Genomic DNA, 22,142 nt, shown 5'->3' on the forward strand with positions numbered 1-22,142 from the left:
GAGGTCGCGGTTTTTTGTTGCTTGAAACAATCAGCGGCGGGGCAGGGCTGCAATGACATCTTCGGCCTGCAGGCCTTTGTCGCGGTTCATCACGGAAAATTCGACGCGTTGCCCCTCGACCAGTACGCGATGACCCTCACCGCGAATGGCACGAAAATGCACAAAAATATCGTCGCCGGAATCCCGGGAGATGAAGCCGAAGCCCTTGGAGGTGTTGAACCACTTTACGGTGCCAGTATCACGATTCCCCATGTCGTGGCTTTGCGGCGCGGACGAGGGCGTGTAAGACCTGTAAAAGCTGACGCCCAGGTGCAAGGCGACGGCTGCGATGGCGACAGCCAGGCTCACCAGAATGGCGGGTTGACCTGCGATGCCGGGTAGAGGAACAAGCAAGGTTAGCGTTTGTACGATTACCGCAATGACAAGCAGTGCACTGACCAGATTTTGCAGATTATGACGCGGGCCTCGATTCCAGTAAGGAATGACCGGAGCGAGTATCAGGTTAAGCAGCCCTAGAAAAGCCAAGCAGATCGCGTCAGGATTTTGCAGGTAGAGAGATGCCGCTTCACTACGCAGGCTAGGTATGAAAGAGAGCAACAGGGCTGCTGCTCCCGTTACCAGATGGACGATTTTCAACATTTTAAAAAGCTCACATGCAAGAAGGATTACAAGAAATAGCTGGTAACGTCCGGTACGCTTCTGAACAAGATGAGGCGTGATGCACGAACGCTGGGCCAGCCTATGTGCCAGCGCTGAATGACAACTCGTTGGCGACACGCCGTGTATTTAACAGCAAAGCCTGATCCTACTCAAATCAGCAATCGATAATGGTGCCGGTGCCTGTCCGTCCCTGGCATCACGTTGTCCTTTAGTACCTCTGCACATGCTGAAACAGAGCGCTCTGGCGGATTTTGCTGATTATTCTTCAATTTTCTGCTCCTGGCAGCCCGCTGCGAACACGCAGTAATCGCCGTGGCATTGGCGTGAGTCGCTGCCAGCAGCCAGCGTCGTACCAACGGAAAGCTGCGCCATTCGGGTTCTCTTGATAGAGTAGCGGTCTTTACTGCTTTTCAATCCTCACCAAAAGGGCATGAAACATGGCAATCGATATCGGTATCAGTGAAGAGGATCGCAAATCGATCGTGGACGGTCTGTCGCATCTGCTGTCGGATACTTATGTGCTTTACCTCAAGACTCACAACTTTCACTGGAATGTCAGCGGGCCGATGTTTCGCACGCTGCATTTGATGTTTGAAGAACAGTATAACGAACTGGCACTGGCGGTTGATTCCATCGCCGAGCGTATTCGTGCTCTGGGCTTTCCGGCACCGGGTACTTATTCGACGTATGCGCGCCTGTCTTCCATCAAGGAAGAAGAAGGCGTACCAAGTGCTGAAGATATGATCAAAAGTCTGGTGCAGGGTCAAGAGGCTGTTGTCCGTACTGCTCGTAGTATCTTTCCTCTTCTTGACAAGGTGAGTGACGAGCCGACAGCTGATCTGCTGACGCAACGCATGCAGGTGCATGAGAAAACGGCCTGGATGTTGCGCTCGATGCTCGAGTCGAAGTAACGGCCAGGGACGAGTGGCTTCAAGTGCCACCCGTCCCGCTCCTGAACTGTTGATCCCCCGCCGTATCTGGTACTTCCTGTACCTGCCTTCATTGCGCAATCGCTCCGGCAATTCAAGGCCCTGCAGTCGCGCGTTGTGCTGCAGTTCTCCTCGCTTTTATTGGCGGCTCCTTCAAGGTTAATAACGCTATTCCGCTGTTTCCTGTAGCCATCTCCTACAGTGACAAAGTGTAGGGGCTTCTGGCTATAAAATCGTCAATCATGTTTTATACATCGGGACATTTATTTGTTTTTGAATATTTCTTTTGGTGTTTAAAACTCAATGATTCGAAGGTGACGGTTATGATGTTACGAAGTGCTGAGCGAGAGCTTAAGTTGCTGCATCGGGAGGTGGAAATACGCCATGACCCTTTTGTCGAGGATTTCAATATGACGCTGGCGCAACCACACTCCAAATCCGTTCGGCTTAACGGTCTGGCTACGTGCCTGCGTCTGGAGAACGTGTACTGGAACATTCTTTCAGGTATCGCCAGTTCCAATGAGTGCTCTGTCAATGCGGTACTGTCCTACATTGATCGGGAGGTTCACTTGCGGTACGGGGGCGTAAAGAATTTCAGTGGTTTGATTCGTGTTGTCTGTGTGGCGCATCTTTTGAAGGGCGACTGCCTGGAAAATTCCCACGTCTAGCATAGCTTTATCCTCATTCCTGTGGGCCCGCTCAGGTGTGCCTGCGCTTTCCCCCGCAGCGCGAGTGAACGGCTCGGCTGCGCGGGGTGGTCACGAACTTATCCGGTCGTTAATAGGTTCGTCCGGCTGCACGGTGCCAATTAACTCTATATAATCCTCCGTCTTGCTAGCGGGCGTGACTCTGCGTGGGTCAGGGCTGGCTTTGGCCTTGTGCCGGTGCCTTGTACCTCTGAGCGCAAGCCAGGAGCGAAATCGCCACCGAATTCGAATTACGAGAAGTGAAAACACCATCATGATGCGCAGCCATTATTGCGGCCAACTGAACGAGAGTCTGGAAGGCCAGGAAATTACCCTTTGCGGATGGGTCCACCGTCGTCGTGACCACGGGGGCGTTATCTTCCTCGATATCCGCGACCGTGAAGGCATGGCTCAAGTCGTGTTCGACCCTGATCGGGCCGACAGTTTCGCTGCCGCTGATCGCGTGCGCAGCGAGTACGTGGTCAAGGTCGTGGGCAAGGTTCGTGCTCGTCCGGCAGGTGCCGTGAATGCGAACATGGCGTCAGGCGCCATCGAGGTTCTGGGTTACGAGCTCGAGGTGTTGAACGAGTCCGAAACGCCGCCGTTCCCTCTGAATGAGTATTCCGACGTCGGCGAGGAAACACGCCTGCGCTATCGCTTCATCGACCTGCGCCGTCCGGAAATGGCCGAGAAGCTGCGTCTGCGTTCGCGTATCACTACCAGTATCCGTCGCTATCTGGATGACAACGGCTTCCTCGACGTCGAGACGCCGATCCTGACCCGCGCCACACCAGAAGGCGCTCGCGACTATCTGGTTCCAAGCCGCACACACCCGGGCAGCTTCTTCGCCCTGCCGCAATCGCCTCAGCTGTTCAAGCAACTGCTGATGGTCGCCGGCTTCGATCGTTACTACCAGATCGCCAAGTGCTTCCGCGACGAGGACCTGCGTGCCGACCGTCAGCCGGAATTCACCCAGATCGACATCGAAACCAGCTTCCTCAATGAAGAGGACATCATCGGTCTGACCGAGAAGATGGTTCGTCAGTTGTTCAAGGAAGTCCTGGACCTGGAGTTCGGTGATTTCCCGCACATGACCTTTGAAGAGGCCATGCGCCGCTACGGTTCCGACAAACCGGACCTGCGCAACCCGCTGGAACTGGTGGATGTTGCCGATCAGCTCACCGGCGTGGAATTCAAGGTGTTCAGCGGCCCGGCCAACGACCCCAAGGGGCGCGTTGCCGCACTGCGTGTACCGGGCGCCGCCAGCATGGCGCGCAGCCAGATCGACGACTACACCAAGTTCGTCAGCATCTATGGTGCCAAGGGGCTGGCCTACATCAAGGTCAACGAGCGCGCGAAGGGGCCGGAAGGCTTGCAGTCGCCGATCGTCAAGTTCATCCCGGAAGACAACCTGAACGTCATCCTCGATCGCGTTGGTGCGGTTGATGGCGACATCGTCTTCTTCGGTGCGGACAAGTTCAAGATCGTCAGCGAGGCCCTTGGCGCGCTGCGCATCAAGATCGGTAATGACCTCAAGCTGCACACTTGCGAGTGGGCACCGATGTGGGTCGTTGACTTCCCGATGTTCGAAGAAAACGACGACGGCAGCTTCACCGCCTTGCACCACCCCTTCACGGCACCCAAGTGCACGCCTGAAGAGCTGGAAGCCAACCCGGCGACCGCGCTGTCCCGTGCCTACGACATGGTGCTCAACGGCACCGAACTGGGCGGCGGTTCGATCCGTATCCATCGCAAGGAAATGCAACAGGCGGTCTTCCGTCTGCTGGGCATTGCCGAAGACGAGCAGCAGGAGAAGTTCGGCTTCCTGCTCGATGCCTTGAAATATGGTGCGCCACCGCACGGTGGTCTGGCTTTCGGTCTGGACCGTCTGGTAATGCTGATGACCGGCGCGCAATCGATTCGTGAAGTGATCGCGTTCCCGAAAACCCAGAGCGCGGCTGATGTCATGACCCAGGCGCCTGGCGTTGTCGATGCCAAAGCGTTGCGCGAGCTGCACATCCGTCTGCGCGAGCAGCCAAAGGCCGAGTGATGCCGGGCAGGGCGTATCAATGATGCGCCCTGCATTTACCCCTTATTGAGTGAAGCTTTTTGCCCGTCTGTTCAGGGCGAAAGGTGAAGGTGTTTCAAAAAGAATCTGGAGCGAAAAATGGCAGGTCATTCTAAGTGGGCGAACATCAAGCACCGCAAAGAGCGTCAGGATGCCAAAAAAGGCAAGATTTTCACCAAGTGGATCCGTGAGCTGACCGTTGCTGCGCGTCAGGGCGGTGGTGATCCCGGTTCCAACCCGCGTCTGCGTCTGGCGCTGGACAAGGCGCTTGGTGCGAACATGACCCGTGACACCATTGATCGTGCGGTGGCGCGAGGGGTAGGGGCCTCCGACGGTGATGATGTCGAGGAGCTGGGTTACGAGGGCTACGGTCCGGGCGGCGTGGCGATCATGGTCGAAACCATGACCGACAACCGCAACCGTACCGCGGCGGCTGTGCGCCATGCATTCACCAAATGCGGCGGCAATCTCGGCACCGACGGCTCTGTTGCCTACCTGTTCGATCGCAAGGGGCAGATCTCCTTCGCTGCCGGGGTCGATGAGGATTCGCTGATCGAGGCTGCCATGGAGGCTGATGCTGACGATGTCGTGACCAACGAAGACGGCTCGATCGATGTGTTCACATCGTTCTCCGGGTTTTATGCGGTGCGTAACGCATTGGAGGCTGCGGGTTTCAAGGCTGCAGACGCAGAGATTGTCATGCTGCCGACCACCAGTGCCGTGCTTGATCTGGAAACCGCTGAAAAGGTACTCAAGCTGATTGATATGCTCGAAGACCTGGATGACGTGCAGAACGTGTATTCAAATGCGGAGATCCCGGACGAAGTGATGGAGCAACTGGGCTGATCGCTTGCAGGTAACACCAGGTCGGAAGCCGGGGGAACGAAGCTGTGAGCAACGCGCAGCTATCGGCCCCCGGCTTCTGCCTTTATGCTGCACCTATTGTTTTGCGTGACTTCCTCAAGCTGCAGGCGTTATGACTCTTATTCTTGGTATCGATCCCGGTTCGCGAATCACCGGCTATGGCGTGGTACGCGACACCGGGCGCGGCTGTGTCTATGTCGCGTCGGGCTGCATCCGCACCGGCAGCGGCGAGCTGCATGAGCGTTTGCAGATCGTTTATCGCGGTGTGCGGGAAGTCATCAAGACCTACGAACCAGTGACGATGGGCATCGAAAAGGTTTTCATGGCGCGTAACGCCGATTCGGCATTGAAGCTGGGGCAGGCCAGGGGCGCAGCCATCGTGGCGGGTGCCGAAGAGGCGCTGGAAATTGCAGAATACACCGCAACCCAGGTCAAGCAGGCAGTTGCAGGAACCGGCGGTGCCAATAAGGAACAGGTGATGATGATGGTCATGCACCTGCTCAAGCTGACCCAGAAGCCGCAAATCGATGCGTCCGATGCCCTTGCCATCGCCCTGTGCCACGCGCATACGCGTTCCAGTCTGATTCCTCACGGCTTGGGCACTGCGCGCAGTCGCGGCGGCCGCTTGCGGCTCTAGAGGCATTATATGTCCGCTTATTTTCTATGATGACGGTGTTCAACTTCTTCGCGCGAGCGACAGGCAACACGAAAGGATCTGAAACGTGATTGGACGTTTACGCGGCTCTCTCGCCGAAAAGCAGCCTCCGCATCTGGTGCTGGATGTCAACGGTGTCGGCTATGAGGTGGAAGTGCCGATGACCACCCTGTACCGGCTGCCGCATGTTGGCGAGACGGTGACTTTGCACACCCACCTGGTGGTCCGCGAGGACGCGCACCTTTTGTACGGCTTCTACGAAAAACGCGAGCGCGAACTGTTTCGTGAGCTGATCCGGCTCAATGGCGTCGGCCCCAAGCTGGCACTGGCGCTGATGTCCGGTCTGGAAGTCGATGAGCTGGTACGTTGCGTACAGGCGCAGGACACGTCGGCGCTGACGCGTATCCCCGGTGTGGGCAAGAAGACTGCCGAGCGGCTGCTGGTCGAGCTCAAGGATCGTTTCAAGGCCTGGGAGGCCTTGCCAGGCACCTTTACGCTGGTTTCCAATGGTCCCAATCAGGCTGAGCCTGTGGCATCGGCAGAGTCCGATGCGGTCAGCGCACTGATTTCGCTGGGCTACAAACCTCAGGAGGCGAGCAAGGCTGTCTCCGCCATCAAGGAAAAAGATTTGAGCAGTGCGGATCTGATTCGCCGTGCGTTGAAGGGGATGGGTTAAGTGATAGACGCCGACCGTCTGATAACTGCCACTGGTGGCCGTGATCGTGATGAACAGATGGACCGCGCGATTCGGCCACTGAGCCTTGCGGATTACATCGGCCAGCCGACCGTACGCGAGCAGATGGAGTTGTTCATCCAGGCTGCCCGTGGTCGCAGCGAAGCGCTGGATCACACGCTGATCTTCGGTCCGCCCGGTCTGGGCAAGACCACGCTCGCCAACATCATCGCTCAGGAAATGGGCGTGTCGATCAAGAGTACGTCCGGCCCGGTCCTCGAGCGGCCCGGCGATCTGGCAGCGATCCTGACCAACCTTGAACCCAATGACGTGCTGTTCATCGACGAGATCCATCGTCTGTCGCCGATCGTCGAGGAAGTGCTGTACCCGGCAATGGAAGACTTCCAGCTCGACATCATGATCGGTGAAGGCCCGGCAGCGCGCTCGATCAAGCTTGATCTGCCGCCGTTCACGCTGGTCGGTGCGACCACTCGAGCCGGCATGCTGACCAATCCGCTGCGCGACCGCTTCGGCATCGTGCAGCGACTCGAGTTTTACAACATCGCCGATCTTTCCACGATCGTGTCGCGCTCGGCAGGCATTCTTGGGTTGGTCATCGAGCCGCAAGGCGCTTTCGAGATCGCCAGGCGCGCCCGTGGCACGCCGCGTATCGCCAACCGCCTGTTGCGTCGGGTGCGGGATTTTGCCGAAGTTCGTGGCAACGGGCAGATCACCCGGCAGACAGCCGACAAGGCCCTAAACCTGCTGGACGTCGACGAGCACGGCTTCGATCATCAGGACCGGCGTTTGCTGCTGACCATGATCGAGAAGTTCGACGGTGGTCCGGTGGGCGTGGACAGCCTGGCGGCGGCCATCAGCGAAGAGCGTCATACGATCGAAGACGTACTCGAGCCCTATTTGATCCAGCAAGGCTATATCATGCGCACACCTCGGGGGCGTGTGGTGACCCGGCATGCGTATCTGCATTTCGGCCTGAATATCCCGTCGAGGATGGGCGAGATACCGGTACCGGACGATTTCGGCGACGAGCCCGTGGATTTATAGCAATGGCTTGCAATTTATTTGCGGTCTCTGTGGTCACATTGCCAGTCCTGCCGCCGATACCAGTAACTAAGTGGCAAATCGTTGAAAAACAGTTGCCTGACCCGATTGGCAACCTGAGGAGTAAGCTCTAGAGTATGCGCGCGCAAAACGGGGTTCAGTCGTTCGCACATCGCTGTCGCGTTTATTACGAGGACACCGATGCCGGCGGCATCGTCTACTACGTCAATTATCTGAAATTCATGGAGCGGGCTCGTACCGAGCGGCTACGGGAATTGGGCTTTGCCCAATCCGAACTGGCGCAGGAAAACCTTTTATTTGTCGTGCACTCCAGTGAGGCTCGTTATCACCAGCCGGCGCGGCTGGATGACGAGTTGCTCGTCAGTGCAGAAGTAACCGAATTGAATCGCGTCAGCCTGCGCTTTAAACAGCAGATCAGGCGGGCGTCGGATGCAACGCTGCTCTGTGAAGGGCAGTTCCTGGTGGCGTGCGTGCGCGCCGATAGTTTTAAACCCCGGGCCATTCCCGAAGCTCTGCGAGCGGCCTTCGCCGACCAGAGCGGCGCGGGCATACATTCAGAGCAGGAGATAAAGCGTGGAAGCTAACGTCGTCGACCATTCCTCCATGTGGAGTTTGGTCAGCAATGCCAGCATTGTTGTTCAGTTGGTAATGCTGATTCTGGTAGCTGCTTCGGTCACTTCGTGGATCGTGATTTTTCAGCGCAGCAACATGCTGCGCGCAGGTCGACGTGCGCTGGACAGCTTTGAAGAGCGTTTCTGGTCGGGTATCGATCTGTCCAAGCTGTACCGTCAGGCGGGCAGCAACCCCGATCCGGATTCGGGCGTCGAGCAGATCTTCCGTGCCGGTTTCAAGGAGTTCTCGCGTCTGCGTCAGCAGTCCGGCGTCGATCCTGATGCGGTCATGGAAGGTGTGGCGCGCGCCATGCGTGTTGCCATCTCCCGCGAGGAAGAGAAACTCGAAGCCGGTCTGCCGTATCTGGCGACCGTGGGCTCTACCAGTCCTTATGTCGGTCTGTTCGGTACTGTCTGGGGGATCATGAACTCCTTCCGCGGTCTGGCGACTGCACAGCAGGCAACACTGGCTACCGTGGCACCGGGTATTGCCGAAGCATTGATTGCAACGGCCATCGGCCTGTTTGCAGCCATTCCGGCCGTTATTGCCTACAACCGTTTCGCCGCGCGCAGTGAGACCTTGATCAGCCGTTACTACACGTTTGCTGACGAGTTCCAGGCCATCCTGCACCGTAAAGTGCACACCAGCGAAGAGTGAGCAGGTAATTCCCCATGGCTTTAATCGCTCGAGATCGTCGCAGAAAACGCAAGCCGGTCGCCGAAATGAACGTAGTGCCCTACATCGACGTGATGCTGGTGTTGCTCGTGATTTTCATGGTGACGGCTCCCATGATCAACCAGGGCGTGAAAGTCGACTTGCCCAAGGTCTCCAGCGAGGCTTTGCCGCAAGACAACAACAATCAGGTCCTGACCATTTCGATCAAGGCTGACAAGACCTATTACTGGAACCTTGGCAGCGAAGTCGATACCGACAAGCAGATGGACAAGGCAATGACCCTGCCACAGCTGACTGCCGCAGTGACCAAGATCGTCGCTGCCGGTCGTGACGCAGGCAAGCAGACGCAGGTTTTCATTCGTGGTGACAAGACCGTCGATTACGGCTCGGTCATGGGCACGATGGGCGGGCTGCAGAAGGCTGGGGTCGGGAATGTTGGCTTGATTACCGAGGCACCCTGATGCAGCCGATTCGAGAGCCGTCCGCCTCGGAAAGCTACTTCTGGCCCAGTGTCTGGGCCGTGGCATTGCATATTCTGATTTTCGGCATGCTGTTCGTCAGCTTTGCCATGACTCCGGATCTGCCCGAAGCCAAGCCTATCGTTCAGGCAACGCTCTATCAGCTCAAGTCCAAGAGCCAGGCCACTACCCAGACCAACCAGAAGATTGCCGGTGAGGCGAAGAAAACCGCTGCGCGACAAACAGAAGTCGAACAGCTGGAGCAGAAAAAGATCGAGCAGCAAAAACAGGAAGCTGTAAAAGCTGCGGAACAAAAGAAAGAAGAGTCTGCTCAAAAAGCCGAAGAGCAGAAAGCAGCCGACGAAGCCAAAAAGGCCGAACAGAAAGCAGAAGAGGCCAAAAAGGCTGACGATGCCAAGAAAGCCGATGAAGCCAAGAAGGTTGCCGACGCCAAAAAGCTTGAAGAGAAGCAGCTGGCTGATATAGCCAAGAAGAAGGCCGAAGACGAGGCGAAGAAAAAAGCCGAAGAAGACGCCAAGAAAGCTGCTGCCGAGGAAGCCAAGAAACAGGCTGCTGATGAGGCCAAGAAAAAGGCCGCAGAAGACGCCAAGAAAAAGGCTGCCGAGGACGCGAAGAAAAAAGCCGCTGCCGATTCCGCCAAGAAGGCGCAGGAAGCAGCCCGTAAATCCGCTGAAGACAAGAAGGCGCAGGCACTGGCCGATTTGCTGTCCGATAAACCGGAGCGGCAACAGGCTTTGGCTGACGAGCGGGGCGATGAAACGGCTGGCAGTTTCGATGACCTGATTCGTGTAAGGGCTTCGGAAGGCTGGAGTCGTCCACCATCGGCACGTAACAACATGTCGGTAACGTTGCAGATCGGGATGTTGCCGGACGGTACGATTGCTTCTGTATCGATTGCCAAATCCAGTGGTGACGGACCGTTTGACAGCTCTGCGGTTGCTGCGGTGAAGAACATTGGACGTTTGACAGAAATGCAGGGTCTGAAGCCGGCTGACTTCGCGCCCTATCGTTCATTCAAGATGACATTCACACCTGGAGATCTAGCCTTGTGATCAACCTTTTTCGAGGACTGCTGGTCGTTCTCTGTTTCGCATCCGCAATGGTGTCGGCAGAAGAAAAGAACATTCTGGTCACCAGCGGCAGTGACCGCGCAGCGCCAATCGCTGTTGTGCCTTTCGGATGGCAGGGCGGTAGCGTTCTGCCTGAAGACATGGCCGAAATCATAAGCAACGATCTGCGCAACTCCGGCTACTACGCGCCGATCCCGAAGCAGAACATGATCAGCTTGCCGACCCAGGCCAGCGAAGTCATCTTCCGTGACTGGAAAGCGCTGGGTGCCCAGTACGTCATGGTCGGCAACATCACGCCTGCCGGCGGACGTCTGCAGATCCAGTACGCGCTGTTCAACGTGGCCACCGAGCAGCAGGTGCTGACCGGTAACGTGTCGGGTACCAATGATCAGTTGCGCGACATGGCGCACTACATTGCCGACCAGTCGTTCGAGAAGCTCACCGGTATCAAGGGTGCGTTTTCCACTCGTATGCTTTACGTGACGGCCGAACGCTTCTCGGAAAACAACACGCGTTACACCTTGCAGCGTTCGGATTACGACGGTGCTCGTGCAGTAACCCTGTTGCAATCCCGTGAGCCAATCCTGTCGCCGCGTTTTGCGCCGGACGGCAAACGTATTGCCTATGTCTCGTTCGAACAGAAGCGTCCACGCATCTTCGTTCAGCACATCGACACCGGTCGTCGCGAACAGATTACCAACTTCGAAGGCCTGAACGGCGCGCCTGCCTGGTCGCCGGATGGCAGCAAGCTGGCATTCGTACTGTCCAAGGACGGCAACCCGGAGATCTATGTAATCAATCTGGCGTCGCGTCAATTGAGCCGCGTGACCAACGATTCTTCGATTGATACTGAACCTTTCTTCGGCAAGGACGGGTCTACGCTATACTTCACGTCGGACCGTGGCGGCAAGCCACAGATCTACAAGACCAATATCAATGGCGGCGGTGCCGAACGCGTGACGTTCGTGGGTAACTACAACGCCAACCCGAAATTGTCAGCCGATGAAAAGACGCTGGTAATGATTCACCGGCAGGACGGCTTCACTAATTTCAAGGTGGCAGTGCAGGATTTGGCCCGCGGTAGCGTAAAAATCCTCACAGATAGCAACCTTGATGAGTCGCCTACTGTTGCGCCCAACGGCACCATGGTAATCTACGCCACCCGCCAGCAGGGCCGGGGAGTCTTGATGCTCGTGTCCATTAACGGACGCGTAAGGCTCCCGCTTCCTACCGCTCAAGGCGAAGTCAGAGAACCTTCCTGGTCCCCTTACCTGAACTGACGCGGCGCTACACGATTTGCTTAACACACTGGGGTTCATTAGGAGTTTCAAGATGGAAATGCTGAAGTTTGGTAAATTTGCTGCGCTGGCTCTGGCCATGGCTGTAGCTGTAGGTTGCTCGTCCAAAGGCGGCGACAATGCCGGTGCAGGCGGTGCTGCTGTTGATCCTAACGCTGGTTACGGCGCCAACTCGGGTGCTGTTGACGGCTCCCTGAGCGAAGAAGCTGCTCTGCGCGCAATCACCACCTTCTACTTCGAATACGACAGTTCGGACCTGAAGCCAGAAGCCATGCGCTCCCTGGACGTGCACGCCAAAGACCTGAAAGCTAACGGCGCTCGCGTTGTTCTGGAAGGCAACACCGACGAACGTGGTACTCGCGAGTACAACATGGCACTGGGCGAGCGTCGTGCGAAAGCCGTTCAGCGCTACCTGGTACTGCAAGGTGTTTCCCCAGCCCAGCTGGAACTGGTTTCCTACGGCGAAGAGCGTCCAGTTGCTACCGGCAACGACGAGCAGTCTTGGGCTCAGAACCGTCGCGTCGAACTGCGTAAGTAATTTGACATGCGAACGTGCCGACGTGCTCTAACCGTTTTGGCCCTCGCCCTTCCGCTTTCAGCGTTGGGTGCGGCACCTGTGGTCGATAACAATTCTGGCTCTGGCAGCAGCAGTTATCCGCCAGCGGGTTATGGCACGTCCGGCGCCTATGCCGGGGGAGGGGTTACGGCCCCTGCCTCGGCACAAGGTCAGCTGTTCATGCAGCTGCAGCAGATGCAGGACGAAATCGCGCGTTTGCGCGGTGTTGTCGAGGTCCAGCAAAATGACATCCAGCGCATGAAGCAGGAAGCTCTGGAGCGTTATCAGGAACTCGATCAACGTATAGCCAGTGGCTCAGCCGCTCCGGCTACCAATAATTCCCAACCTGCTGGTGGCGCTATCGACGCCGGCGGGACGCCTTCGGCCCCCGCGGCTCAGCAGGCACCGGCAGCAGGCACCGAGCCTCCTGATCCGGCGAAGGAAAAGCTTTATTACGAAGCCGCCTTCGATTTGATCAAGGCAAAGGATTTCGACAAGGCCAGCCAGGCCTTCACCGCTTTCCTGCGCAAATACCCAAACAGTTCGTATGCGGGCAATGCCCAATACTGGCTGGGTGAAGTCAATCTGGCCAAAGGCGACCTTCAGGGCGCCGGTCAGGCGTTCGCCAAAGTCAGTCAACAGTATCCGAAGCATGCCAAGGTGCCTGATTCGCTGTACAAGCTGGCTGATGTCGAACGCCGTCTGGGTCATACCGACAAGGTGAAAGGCATATTGCAGCAGGTCGTTGCCCAGTATCCTGGCACTTCAGCTGCACAATTGGCGCAGCGAGATCTGCAGCGCCTTTGATGTGTTGACCCGCTGATCAAGAAAGCCGCGCTAGTCGCGGCTTTTTTCGTTAGAATCTCGCACCCGAAATTCCGGTACACCTTACGCTTTTCTGGATTCCGCGATTGCCGAGTCCCTTGAAGTGCCTGACGGAGGCGGACGGCCTGTTTAGCTGTTACGCCCGTGGCTGATATGCAAGACACATTACGCATCACCGAAATCTTTCACTCGCTGCAGGGTGAAACCCGTACGGCTGGCCTGCCCACCGTATTTGTCCGCCTTACCGGCTGCCCGTTGCGCTGCCAGTACTGCGACAGTGCCTACGCGTTCAGCGGCGGCACTATTCAGACGCTGGACGACATCCTTGGACAAGTGGCTTCCTATCGCCCTCGTTATGTCTGCGTCACCGGTGGCGAACCGCTCGCCCAGCCCAATGCCATTGCGTTGCTGAGGCGTCTTTGCGACGCGGGCTATGAAGTATCGCTGGAGACCAGTGGTGCTTTGGACATCTCGGCGGTGGATCCTCGTGTCAGTCGCGTCGTAGACCTCAAGACCCCGGGGTCAAAAGAAGTCTCGCGTAACCGCTACGAGAACATGGAGCTGCTGACGGCGAACGATCAGGTCAAATTCGTGATCTGCTCGCGTGAGGATTATGACTGGGCGGTTTCCAAGCTGATCCAGTACGGTCTTGATCGTCGTGCGGGCGAAGTTCTGTTCTCGGCCAGTCACCACGAGCTCAAGGGCCGTGATCTGGCGGATTGGATCGTGGCTGACAACCTGCCGGTACGCCTGCAGATGCAGTTGCATAAAATTCTTTGGGATGACGAGCCGGGGCGCTGATATGAGTGAATTGACCAAGACTGAAAAAAGAGCCGTGATCCTCCTGTCTGGCGGCCTGGACTCTGCGACCGTCGTAGCCATGGCTCGCGCCGAGGGTTACGTCTGTTACACGATGAGCTTCGATTACGGCCAGCGTCATCGCGCCGAGCTGGATGCCGCTGCGCGCGTTGCCGGTGATCTCGGTGCCGTGGAGCACAAGGTCATCGGCCTGAACCTCAACGGTATTGGTGGCTCGGCATTGACCGACAGCTCCATTGCCGTGCCTGAGTCGCCTTCTGAAGGCATTCCGGTCACCTACGTACCGGCACGCAACACCGTCTTCCTGTCGCTCGCTCTGGGCTGGGCAGAGGTCCTTGGCGCGCGGGATATCTTCATTGGCGTCAATGCCGTGGATTACTCGGGTTATCCGGATTGCCGTCCCGAGTTTGTCGAGTCATTCGAGCGCATGGCCAATCTGGCGACCAAGGCCGGTGTGGAAGGGCAGCGCTTCACGATCAGGGCGCCGCTGCAGAATCTGAGCAAGTCGGACATCGTCAAGGCAGGCACTGCATTGGGGGTCGATTACTCGCTGACGGTTTCCTGCTACCAGGCTGACGATCAGGGCCGTGCCTGTGGCAAATGCGACAGCTGCCGCTTGCGCGCCGAGGGCTTTACCGCTGCCGGTATCGCAGACCCGACTCGCTATTTTTAAAGTTTTTCAAAAAAGGTGTTGAATTACTCATAAAAATCAGTAATATACGCGCCACACAACAGAGGGTCGTTAGCTCAGTTGGTAGAGCAGTTGGCTTTTAACCAATTGGTCGTAGGTTCGAATCCCACACGACCCACCATTTCGAAAATCTGGAAGGCCCATGAAAATGCGGATTTCCAGGTTTTTTTTTGCGTTGCGGATTGTCATGGTCGGATAGCTGCTCTGGGCTTCCGTCATGGGGCTGATGCAACGATCTGTAAGGCAGCTGGCAAATCTTTCGAAGCTGAAGGCAGTAAGCACCGATTGAGCGTGATGTGCACCCAGACAAGCAGCCGTCTGAACTCCCGATGGGTTTTTTCGGTTTCGCCCCTAACCCCGATTATTCTCTGGCTCGGATCTACGTTCTCATACCTCAAGCAGAGCAATGCGTTAAGTATTATGCCCGTGTAGTAGAAGGTTACCCCACTAACGACGTGCGCTTGATGACCAGGGCGGCGAACGAGGCAGTGAATCGTTTGTTTCGACCGGAGTTCAAGTACAGCAAGGCAGAGGTACTGTTGCTGGATCTGCGGCAGCCTGGCGAGTTTACGGATGACATGTTCGCAGCTTCGCAACTGGCGTCTGCGGAGAGGATGATGGGAGGCCTGGACGAGATCAGTACACGCTGGGGCAGAGGGGCTTTACGAACCGGGAGTGTTCCTTTCAATCCGGGATGGGCTATGCGCCGCGAGCTGATGAGTGAGAGTTATACAATCAGGCTCGATCAGTTGTGGGAGGTGAAAAGTCTGTAAGAGCTCTGTAAGGATCAAGGCGCGGATGCACTTGGGTTACTAGAGTTACCACGCCTACTTCGTCAAAATCTTCGAATCGAGATTTAGATAGAGCAGTTTTTTGTAGACGCAAAGTGATACGTTTGCAGTCATTCGCTAGTGAAATTTTAGTATTTCTGATTGTCATCTAATAGCTCCATTGAACTGACATCGTACATCCATCACTAAGCCAGCTGTCTAATTGATATCACCAGTTCGCTTCGGTGGTGAGAAGGAAAAGCTGTCTTCATATAATAAAGCTTGACTCGTCGCTTTTGAGAGGATAATTTTTATTCAAGTCTGATGTTGGATCCGAACGATGCAGATTTTTTAGCTCTGACGATTAGGCCGTTTCGCGATAGCATGATTGATGCCGTTGTATTTTAATGTATGCTAAAGCCATGTTGACTGCCTTTTTCTGTTGGGGCATATACTTCTTTTGCAGGCGGAAAGTTGGCAGTGCTGTGGGTCTTTAAACCCTCCGACGTAGGCTTTCGCTCAGCTCGGCTGATCGTACCGCGAACTCGGCGGCAAAGGTATTAGTATTATTTATGGAAATAGGTGCATTGCTGATTGCGATGCGAGCTCGGCAGTTGGCGGGGCGGGGCGGGGCGCCAGCCTTAGAAAGCCTCATTCCCCACAGCCTTATATAGAGATTGGACGCTCGGTATATGATTATGTTGCTCCGCTTTAAGGCGGCTCATCTTTGATGTCTGCAGGGGCGTTAAGGAATTCGGTCAGGTCGAAAAAAGTCGGTATACGCAAGCCAATGCGTGGTCGACCAGCGGTCGTTAATGCTTGCTAATCTTAGCGGACTAATAGGGTTTGAAGGGATTGGTTTAGGAATTTTGGATGTTGACGACTGCTGTGCACAGCTGCCGTTTCAGCTTTAGTTTAAAAAAACGTAACCGGGCAGCACGTCAGGTTGAAGAGGATAGCGTCACGTTATGGATGACCATTTTAATTCACCCAGTATTGATATTTTGTACGACTACGGTCCCTTTCTGAAAAAATGTGAGATGACGGGAGGCATAGGCAGCTATTCATCCGGAACGCCCACCCCTCGGGTAGCGATAGTCGGTGCCGGCATCAGTGGGCTGGTCGCTGCAACTGAATTATTACGTGCGGGAGTCAAGGACGTTGTTTTATATGAGTCGCGTGATCGAATCGGGGGGCGGGTATGGTCTCAAGTGTTCGATCAGACTCGTCCACGTTACATTGCAGAAATGGGTGCGATGCGCTTTCCTCCCAGCGCAACTGGCCTTTTCCACTACCTGAAAAAGTTTGGTATTTCAACGTCGACCACCTTTCCGGATCCAGGTGTGGTGGACACGGAGCTGCATTACCGTGGTAAACGCTATTACTGGCCAGCGGGCAAAAAGCCGCCCGCATTATTCAGGCGAGTTTATGAGGGGTGGCAGTCTTTATTGCGCGATGGTTACCTCCTTGAAGGCGGTTCTTTAGTTGCCCCGCTGGACATTGCCTCCATGCTCAAGTCGGGTCGTTTTGAAGAGGCAGCGATCGCATGGCAAGGATGGCTCAATGTATTCCGAGATTGTTCATTCTACAACGCGATTGTCTGTATTTTTACCGGCCCCCACCCGCCAGGCGGTGACCAATGGGCTCGCCCTGAAGACTTTGAGCTGTTCGGCTCGCTTGGCATAGGCTCGGGTGGTTTTCTGCCAGTCTTTCAGGCTGGCTTCACGGAAATACTCCGGATGGTCATCAATGGATACCAAAGTGATCAGCGACTGATTCCGGACGGGATATCCAGTCTGGCCACGAGACTCGCTGATCAGGCATTTGACGGCAAAACGTTAAGGGAGCGCATTTGTTTTAGTCGGGTAGGCCGCATTTCCAGAGACTCTGAAAAAATCATCATCCAGACAACAGCAGGAGAACAGGGCTTATTTGATCGAGTGATTGTCACTAGCAGTAATCGAGCCATGCAAATGATTCATTGCCTCACGGACAGCGAGCGCTTCCTGAGTCGTGACGTCGCTCGTGCTGTCCGCGAAACCCACCTGACCGGATCATCGAAGCTTTTCATTCTCACCCGTACCAAATTCTGGATAAAAAACAAACTTCCGACCACCATCCAGTCGGACGGCTTGGTGCGCGGCGTCTATTGTCTGGATTATCAGCCCGATGAACCTGATGGTCACGGAGTTGTTCTGCTCAGTTACACGTGGGAAGACGACGCTCAAAAAATGCTGGCGATGTCTGACAAAAAGACACGTTGTCAGGTACTGGTTAATGACCTCGCTGCGATGCATCCGACGTTCGCCAGTTATCTCCTGCCTGTTGAGGGGGATTATGAGCGGTATGTATTGCACCATGACTGGCTCACCGATCCCCATTCTGCGGGCGCTTTCAAACTCAATTACCCCGGCGAGGATGTTTACTCGCATCGATTGTTCTTTCAACCGATGACAGCGAACAGTCCCGATAAAGACACGGGGCTCTATCTGGCTGGCTGCAGTTGCTCTTTTGCCGGAGGGTGGATCGAAGGTGCTGTCCAGACAGCATTGAACAGTGCCTGTGCCGTGCTGCGCAGCACCGGAGGGCAGGTGTCAGAAGGCAACCCGCTTGACTGTATTAACGCCTCCTATCGCTATTAGCAGTCCTGAGAGAAGCGCTTATACAGGGAGAAGAGTATGCGCGAAATGATCACACTTGAATCGCTGTGCCGGGCATTGGCCGATGAACAGATTGCCGCTGAAGAGCTGCGCGGGCGGGCGCTCGACACTGAGGCCCGCTTGACCCTTTTGAACTGTTTCATACGCGAGGGCGATGCGGTCAGCCAGTTTGGCGAGGCTGATCAAGCAAGGAAGGGTACTTCACTCTGGGGCGTGCCAGTTTCCTTCAAGGATAATATCTGTGTTCGCGGTCTGCCGTTGACGGCCGGGACGCGAGGGATGTCCGGTTTCATAGCTGATCAGGATGCTGCGATTGTCAGTCAACTCAAAGCCCTCGGGGCTGTGGTTGCTGGCAAGAACAATATGCACGAACTTAGTTTCGGGGTGACATCCATCAATCCTCATTGGGGAGCCGTGGGAAACCCCGTTGCCCCCGGGTATTGTGCCGGGGGCAGTAGTGGTGGAAGTGCCGCCGCAGTGGCAAGTGGAATCGTTCCGCTGTCGGTGGGGACCGATACGGGGGGCTCGATAAGAATACCGGCGGCTTTTTGCGGCATTACGGGCTTCAGACCCACTACTGGACGCTTGTCAACGGCAGGCATTATCCCTGTTTCTCATACAAAGGATTGCGTTGGGTTACTGACACGAACAGCAGGCGACGCCGAATTTGTGTATGGGCTGTTGTCAGGCAAGCAGCAGTCTTTTCCTCTGAACAGGACGGGTCCCTGTCGAATCGGCCTACCGGTCTCCATGTGGTCTGATCTGGATGGCGAGGTGGAGAGGGCATGCATTAATGCACTCAGCCTGCTGCGCAAGACAGGGTTCGAGTTTGTTGAAATTGATGATGCCGATATTGTGGAACTGAACCAGACACTCACGTTCACCGTTCCGCTTTACGAATTCTTTGCCGACTTTGCTCAGTCATTGCTCTCCTTGGGCTGGAAGCACGGTATCCATCATATTTTTGCGCAGGTTGATGATGCCAACGTAAAAGGCATCATCAATCACCATCTTGGAGAGGGCGCTATAAAACCGGCTCACTATTTGAGTTCACTGCAAAATGGCGAGCTGTTGAAAAGAAAAATGGATGAGCTATTTGCTCGTCATCATATCAAGCTCCTGGGGTATCCCACGGTACCTTGCCGGGTACCTCATCTGGATCATGCTGACCGACCAGAGTTTTTCAGTCAGGCCATTCGCAATACCGACCTGGCCAGCAACGCGATGCTCCCCTCTATAACGATTCCCGTCGGGCCGGAAGGGCGGTTGCCGGTCGGCTTGAGCTTTGACGCGCCCAGAGCGCGAGATGCTTTTTTACTGAGCAACGTGAGTCTTATAGAGAAAGTATTAAAGGGTTGAGGTTTCAGTTGCCGACGCTTGTTGACGGGGTGTCGCGGTGTCGGCGTTTATCTACGCAAACCGACGTCAGGAGTTTCGATGAGCGTTTCCGAAAGACGCGTCTCTAGGTTGTTTGATCCAGGTAGTTTCAAGGAGGACCTCGAGGGCCAGAACACCCATTTCATCTGCGGGGCAGGAACGATCCACTCAATCAAGACCTATGTTGCGATGAGTCGCGGTCGTGACTGCGAGTTTCAAAGCAGTCGGCAATGGAGTACGGCTCAGCAAATTATAAAAACGGTAGGTTTGGCACGAGCTGCTGAAGCCCCGCTTATCTATATTCAAGATAAAATCGGGGATAATAATGATACTGAAGGCTTTGATACAGCCAGGGTTTTTTCTTCAGATATGTCAAGTTTGCTTCTTTCCCCGTCCGGGATGGGCAGCGTCAGCGCATCGCTGGCAGAGTTGGCAAAACTCAATTTGCTGATGTCCGTGATTTTAGGGCCGACATCAGGGCCTTTGGCGTTACCTGTGATGCTCGCCGATCTGGTGCTGATGACTCGTCGAGGAGCTCTGTGCATGGGACGACCTGACATGGTCAAGGCGATGCTCGCTCAACAGACCGATCTTTATTCCCTCGGCGGGTCCGATATCCACAGTACCGCGTCTGGGTCCGTGCACTTGGTTTTTGACGACGAGGCTGATCTGTTCGCCGATCTGAGAAAACTGCTCTTATATCTGATTGCTGGAAAAAGCTCGACGTACGGTGAGTTTTCAACCCCACTTGAAGTGGATTTCAACCGCCTGCTGCCCCCGTCTCATAATATTCCTTTTGATGTGCAGCATCTGGTACGTTCATTTGTCGATAGCGACAGCCTGATCGAAATCGGTGCCTCTCATGCGCCTGAGGTTTTAGTCGGGCTGGCCAGCCTGCAAGGGCAGGTTTTTGCCGTGGTTGCCAACAACTCCGCGCATGGCGGCGGCGTCATCTACAAAAGGACCGCCCGTAAAATGATTCATGTCATTGACCTGGCTGGGAAAATGAGCTTGCCCATTTTGTTTATCGCAGATATTCCTGGGATCATGATTGGGGAAGAGGCTGAACGCGATGGGATTTTTGCCGCTGTGGCAGATTTATTCAGAGCACATACCCGATGCAAGGTAAAAAAATTATTGTTGGTTGCTCGGAAGGCGTACACCGGTGGTGTTTATGCCATGAGCGGGCCAGGCTTTGAACCTGTCGCCGTGCTGGCCTATCCTGACGCCAATATAGGCGTTTTCAGTACCCTTACCATGGAAAAGATCATCAAGTCCTCAAGCATGACCGATGCGCAGAGAGCTGTGGTGTCCGCATTGGATGAAGAAATCAGATCGCCGTTATTGCTCAAAGACAAGGGCTTGATTACCGATGTCATCAGTGTGCGAGATACACGGCAGGCAGTGTTCAAGTATCTGTTTCATTAGGAGTGTTCAGCTCCGTACCTGACGGCGTCCCAGTGGTGGGCACCAGCAATTACTGCCCTGGGTTGCGTGCCCCTTCGCAATTGCAAAACTTGATGAGGGAATGACAGAAAACGTCTGGGTTGCCAAACAGATTGGACGGCCTGCGATCAAGGGCTTCAACACCGTGCTGGCTTATACCTTGGCAGAGCCAGGCTTTCCGAAGGGTTGCCCAGGACGCTTGGCAGCAGCTGTGGCAGGTAACGATCAAGGCAACGGCCTTCCTCATCTACCATGTATTCATCGGCGACCTATTTCGCCAAGAACGATTGTCCTGCAGTCCATAGCTGAACCTCGACACTCCAGAACGGTTTGGGTACGAAGTTTGAGATATCCCGGTCGCCGTCAACCACCAGCCGAAGGGGCGGTGCTTGAACGCTTCCGACGGAGAGCACACCGGTATACTCGGACTGTCGGCCCAGCAAGGTGAAAAGCCGCGAAAAAGTTCATGCCGGTGAGCCGGTCCGCTCTGGAGCGAGCGCGGAGAGATACAGCGGGTAGGTTTCAGAGCCTTGTTTGACGCTGTTGAGTGCCTGGTGGATGGATGCTTCGTTGAGCGCTGACAGCCAAAGCCTTTGAATCGGTCCCCGGTGCCCACAATAGTCGATCAGCGCGCGATCATCTCCCGCGGTCAGCGTTCGTCGCAATCACGAGCTCGGTGGCCTGCTTGAGTAGTTGCTTGACGATCTTGAACTGATCGGCTGTTTTCGGCTTGACGAGCACTTTCCATTCCGCAGGCAGGATTGTAAGTATGTCAAGCTCCAGTTTTTCAGGCGCTCTCCATAGGCATCGGGAGGAGCTGTTTTCAGTAGGTGTCCGCCCCCCCCCAGCTCACGGCCACACCATTGCCTTTGATGCAGCCGTCACCTCGTGTTTTGGCTCCGAGCACGGCGGCGATGTCTTTACCTCTCGCACAGATACAAGCGCATAAGTAGCGCCCGTTCATCAATATGCTACCTCCGACGGATTCTGGTACAAGGCTCGGACACGTTTCGCGGCGGCCGGCGCTGCATCTGAGATGAGATTCGTAGCATGTAGATGGATGCCGAGATGGAGCGCTGGCAGCACCTATTGCCCGAGCCGGTACATGAGCGCTTGCGGCATGAATCTATGGCCTCGGATCAATCGCCTGCTATCAAGGTGAAATGGGACGCGTATTGCGGTCTATGCCGGGAGGATTGATCTCGCTTGAGGAAGGCGGGCGCTGACCCACGGCGGCGCGCTGTTC

At 55.6% G+C, this 22,142-nt stretch carries 20 protein-coding genes, 1 tRNA gene and 3 pseudogenes; 21 read left to right on the forward strand and 3 right to left on the reverse strand.

Annotation, left to right across the window (positions count from 1 at the left end):
• Positions 1-30: 30 nt before the first annotated feature.
• On the reverse strand, positions 31-639 hold the full coding sequence (locus AC54XV_RS07755) for a cold-shock protein (protein ID WP_004406145.1): 609 nt from the start codon (positions 637-639) through the stop codon (positions 31-33).
• Positions 640-1,097: 458 nt separating this feature from the next.
• On the opposite strand from AC54XV_RS07755, the gene AC54XV_RS07760 reads away from it, so the two are divergent.
• The 17 genes from AC54XV_RS07760 (at position 1,098) to AC54XV_RS07840 (ending at position 14,764) form a co-directional block, all read left to right on the forward strand.
• Positions 1,098-1,571 (forward strand): Dps family protein, encoded by a 474-nt coding sequence (locus AC54XV_RS07760; RefSeq protein ID WP_003314356.1) that lies wholly within the window; start codon positions 1,098-1,100, stop codon positions 1,569-1,571.
• Positions 1,572-1,912: 341 nt separating this feature from the next.
• Positions 1,913-2,257, forward strand: coding sequence for a ribbon-helix-helix domain-containing protein (locus tag AC54XV_RS07765; RefSeq protein ID WP_004406139.1), 345 nt, complete (start codon positions 1,913-1,915; stop codon positions 2,255-2,257).
• A 292-nt stretch (positions 2,258-2,549) separates the two neighbouring features.
• The gene (aspS, locus tag AC54XV_RS07770; protein WP_002554661.1) at positions 2,550-4,325 is read left to right on the forward strand and encodes an aspartate--tRNA ligase; all 1,776 of its coding nucleotides are present in this window, start codon (positions 2,550-2,552) and stop codon (positions 4,323-4,325) included.
• A gap of 117 nt (positions 4,326-4,442) precedes the next feature.
• Positions 4,443-5,189: a YebC/PmpR family DNA-binding transcriptional regulator gene (locus AC54XV_RS07775; protein WP_003339485.1), complete on the forward strand. Its 747-nt coding sequence runs from the start codon at positions 4,443-4,445 to the stop codon at positions 5,187-5,189.
• A 130-nt stretch (positions 5,190-5,319) separates the two neighbouring features.
• Positions 5,320-5,844 carry a crossover junction endodeoxyribonuclease RuvC gene (gene ruvC / locus AC54XV_RS07780; protein ID WP_011266999.1) on the forward strand — a complete coding sequence of 175 codons (525 nt, stop codon included), beginning with the start codon at positions 5,320-5,322 and terminating at the stop codon, positions 5,842-5,844.
• An 85-nt stretch (positions 5,845-5,929) separates the two neighbouring features.
• Positions 5,930-6,538: a Holliday junction branch migration protein RuvA gene (ruvA, locus tag AC54XV_RS07785; RefSeq protein ID WP_004406125.1), complete on the forward strand. Its 609-nt coding sequence runs from the start codon at positions 5,930-5,932 to the stop codon at positions 6,536-6,538.
• The gene (gene ruvB / locus AC54XV_RS07790; RefSeq protein ID WP_003409396.1) at positions 6,539-7,600 is read left to right on the forward strand and encodes a Holliday junction branch migration DNA helicase RuvB; all 1,062 of its coding nucleotides are present in this window, start codon (positions 6,539-6,541) and stop codon (positions 7,598-7,600) included.
• 134 nt (positions 7,601-7,734) lie between these two features.
• Positions 7,735-8,202, forward strand: a complete 468-nt coding sequence (gene ybgC, locus AC54XV_RS07795) for a tol-pal system-associated acyl-CoA thioesterase (RefSeq protein WP_004406122.1) — start codon at positions 7,735-7,737, stop codon at positions 8,200-8,202.
• Positions 8,192-8,887, forward strand: a complete 696-nt coding sequence (tolQ, locus tag AC54XV_RS07800) for a protein TolQ (RefSeq protein ID WP_002554655.1) — start codon at positions 8,192-8,194, stop codon at positions 8,885-8,887. The genes ybgC and tolQ overlap by 11 nt, the downstream gene beginning before the upstream one ends.
• Before the next feature lie 14 nt (positions 8,888-8,901).
• Entirely contained in the window at positions 8,902-9,366 is a 465-nt protein-coding gene (gene tolR, locus AC54XV_RS07805; protein WP_002554654.1) for a protein TolR, read from the forward strand.
• The gene (tolA, locus tag AC54XV_RS07810) at positions 9,366-10,436 is read left to right on the forward strand and encodes a cell envelope integrity protein TolA (protein ID WP_004406115.1); all 1,071 of its coding nucleotides are present in this window, start codon (positions 9,366-9,368) and stop codon (positions 10,434-10,436) included. The genes tolR and tolA overlap by 1 nt, the downstream gene beginning before the upstream one ends.
• Before the next feature lie 47 nt (positions 10,437-10,483).
• Positions 10,484-11,734, forward strand: a complete 1,251-nt coding sequence (tolB, locus tag AC54XV_RS07815; RefSeq protein WP_218961292.1) for a Tol-Pal system beta propeller repeat protein TolB — start codon at positions 10,484-10,486, stop codon at positions 11,732-11,734.
• Between the two features lie 52 nt (positions 11,735-11,786).
• Complete coding sequence (pal, locus tag AC54XV_RS07820; protein ID WP_003314369.1) at positions 11,787-12,290, forward strand: peptidoglycan-associated lipoprotein Pal; 504 nt, start codon at positions 11,787-11,789, stop codon at positions 12,288-12,290.
• 6 nt (positions 12,291-12,296) lie between these two features.
• Complete coding sequence (gene ybgF, locus AC54XV_RS07825; RefSeq protein WP_057449775.1) at positions 12,297-13,115, forward strand: tol-pal system protein YbgF; 819 nt, start codon at positions 12,297-12,299, stop codon at positions 13,113-13,115.
• A gap of 171 nt (positions 13,116-13,286) precedes the next feature.
• Entirely contained in the window at positions 13,287-13,934 is a 648-nt protein-coding gene (queE, locus tag AC54XV_RS07830) for a 7-carboxy-7-deazaguanine synthase QueE (RefSeq protein ID WP_004406110.1), read from the forward strand.
• A 1-nt stretch (position 13,935) separates the two neighbouring features.
• Complete coding sequence (queC, locus tag AC54XV_RS07835) at positions 13,936-14,625, forward strand: 7-cyano-7-deazaguanine synthase QueC (protein WP_032656440.1); 690 nt, start codon at positions 13,936-13,938, stop codon at positions 14,623-14,625.
• A gap of 63 nt (positions 14,626-14,688) precedes the next feature.
• Positions 14,689-14,764, forward strand: a tRNA-Lys gene (locus tag AC54XV_RS07840).
• 199 nt (positions 14,765-14,963) lie between these two features.
• Here the strand turns inward: AC54XV_RS07840 and AC54XV_RS07845 are convergent.
• Positions 14,964-15,080 (reverse strand): annotated as a pseudogene (locus AC54XV_RS07845) (site-specific integrase); the annotation flags it as partial.
• Positions 15,081-15,083: 3 nt separating this feature from the next.
• Here AC54XV_RS07845 and AC54XV_RS07850 point away from each other — a divergent pair.
• From AC54XV_RS07850 to AC54XV_RS07865, 4 genes and pseudogenes are all read left to right on the forward strand, one after another.
• Positions 15,084-15,416 (forward strand): annotated as a pseudogene (locus tag AC54XV_RS07850) (DUF4113 domain-containing protein); the annotation flags it as partial.
• 965 nt (positions 15,417-16,381) lie between these two features.
• On the forward strand, positions 16,382-18,055 hold the full coding sequence (iaaM, locus tag AC54XV_RS07855) for a tryptophan 2-monooxygenase (protein ID WP_004406103.1): 1,674 nt from the start codon (positions 16,382-16,384) through the stop codon (positions 18,053-18,055).
• Positions 18,056-18,091: 36 nt separating this feature from the next.
• A complete protein-coding gene (locus AC54XV_RS07860; RefSeq protein WP_004406102.1) occupies positions 18,092-19,432 on the forward strand; it encodes an amidase family protein in 1,341 nt (446 codons plus the stop codon).
• A 78-nt stretch (positions 19,433-19,510) separates the two neighbouring features.
• Positions 19,511-20,878 (forward strand): carboxyl transferase domain-containing protein, encoded by a 1,368-nt coding sequence (locus tag AC54XV_RS07865; protein ID WP_032656442.1) that lies wholly within the window; start codon positions 19,511-19,513, stop codon positions 20,876-20,878.
• 290 nt (positions 20,879-21,168) lie between these two features.
• Here AC54XV_RS07865 and AC54XV_RS07870 read toward each other — a convergent pair.
• Positions 21,169-21,843: pseudogene (locus AC54XV_RS07870) on the reverse strand (DNA topoisomerase); the annotation flags it as partial.
• Positions 21,844-22,142 lie beyond the last annotated feature (299 nt).

The organism is Pseudomonas fragariae (ex Marin et al. 2024), assembly GCF_059621105.1.

Coding starts and splice junctions, on each gene's coding strand:
- AC54XV_RS07865 (WP_032656442.1), top strand. CDS start 19,511: ATGAGCGTTTCCGAAAGACGCGTCTCTAGGTTGTTTGATCCAGGTAGT.
- queE (WP_004406110.1), top strand. CDS start 13,287: ATGCAAGACACATTACGCATCACCGAAATCTTTCACTCGCTGCAGGGT.
- AC54XV_RS07760 (WP_003314356.1), top strand. CDS start 1,098: ATGGCAATCGATATCGGTATCAGTGAAGAGGATCGCAAATCGATCGTG.
- AC54XV_RS07765 (WP_004406139.1), top strand. CDS start 1,913: ATGATGTTACGAAGTGCTGAGCGAGAGCTTAAGTTGCTGCATCGGGAG.
- AC54XV_RS07755 (WP_004406145.1), bottom strand. CDS start 639: ATGTTGAAAATCGTCCATCTGGTAACGGGAGCAGCAGCCCTGTTGCTC.
- AC54XV_RS07860 (WP_004406102.1), top strand. CDS start 18,092: ATGCGCGAAATGATCACACTTGAATCGCTGTGCCGGGCATTGGCCGAT.
- ybgC (WP_004406122.1), top strand. CDS start 7,735: ATGCGCGCGCAAAACGGGGTTCAGTCGTTCGCACATCGCTGTCGCGTT.
- queC (WP_032656440.1), top strand. CDS start 13,936: ATGAGTGAATTGACCAAGACTGAAAAAAGAGCCGTGATCCTCCTGTCT.
- AC54XV_RS07775 (WP_003339485.1), top strand. CDS start 4,443: ATGGCAGGTCATTCTAAGTGGGCGAACATCAAGCACCGCAAAGAGCGT.
- tolB (WP_218961292.1), top strand. CDS start 10,484: ATGGTGTCGGCAGAAGAAAAGAACATTCTGGTCACCAGCGGCAGTGAC.
- tolR (WP_002554654.1), top strand. CDS start 8,902: ATGGCTTTAATCGCTCGAGATCGTCGCAGAAAACGCAAGCCGGTCGCC.
- ruvC (WP_011266999.1), top strand. CDS start 5,320: ATGACTCTTATTCTTGGTATCGATCCCGGTTCGCGAATCACCGGCTAT.
- ybgF (WP_057449775.1), top strand. CDS start 12,297: ATGCGAACGTGCCGACGTGCTCTAACCGTTTTGGCCCTCGCCCTTCCG.
- pal (WP_003314369.1), top strand. CDS start 11,787: ATGGAAATGCTGAAGTTTGGTAAATTTGCTGCGCTGGCTCTGGCCATG.
- iaaM (WP_004406103.1), top strand. CDS start 16,382: ATGGATGACCATTTTAATTCACCCAGTATTGATATTTTGTACGACTAC.
- aspS (WP_002554661.1), top strand. CDS start 2,550: ATGATGCGCAGCCATTATTGCGGCCAACTGAACGAGAGTCTGGAAGGC.
- tolA (WP_004406115.1), top strand. CDS start 9,366: ATGCAGCCGATTCGAGAGCCGTCCGCCTCGGAAAGCTACTTCTGGCCC.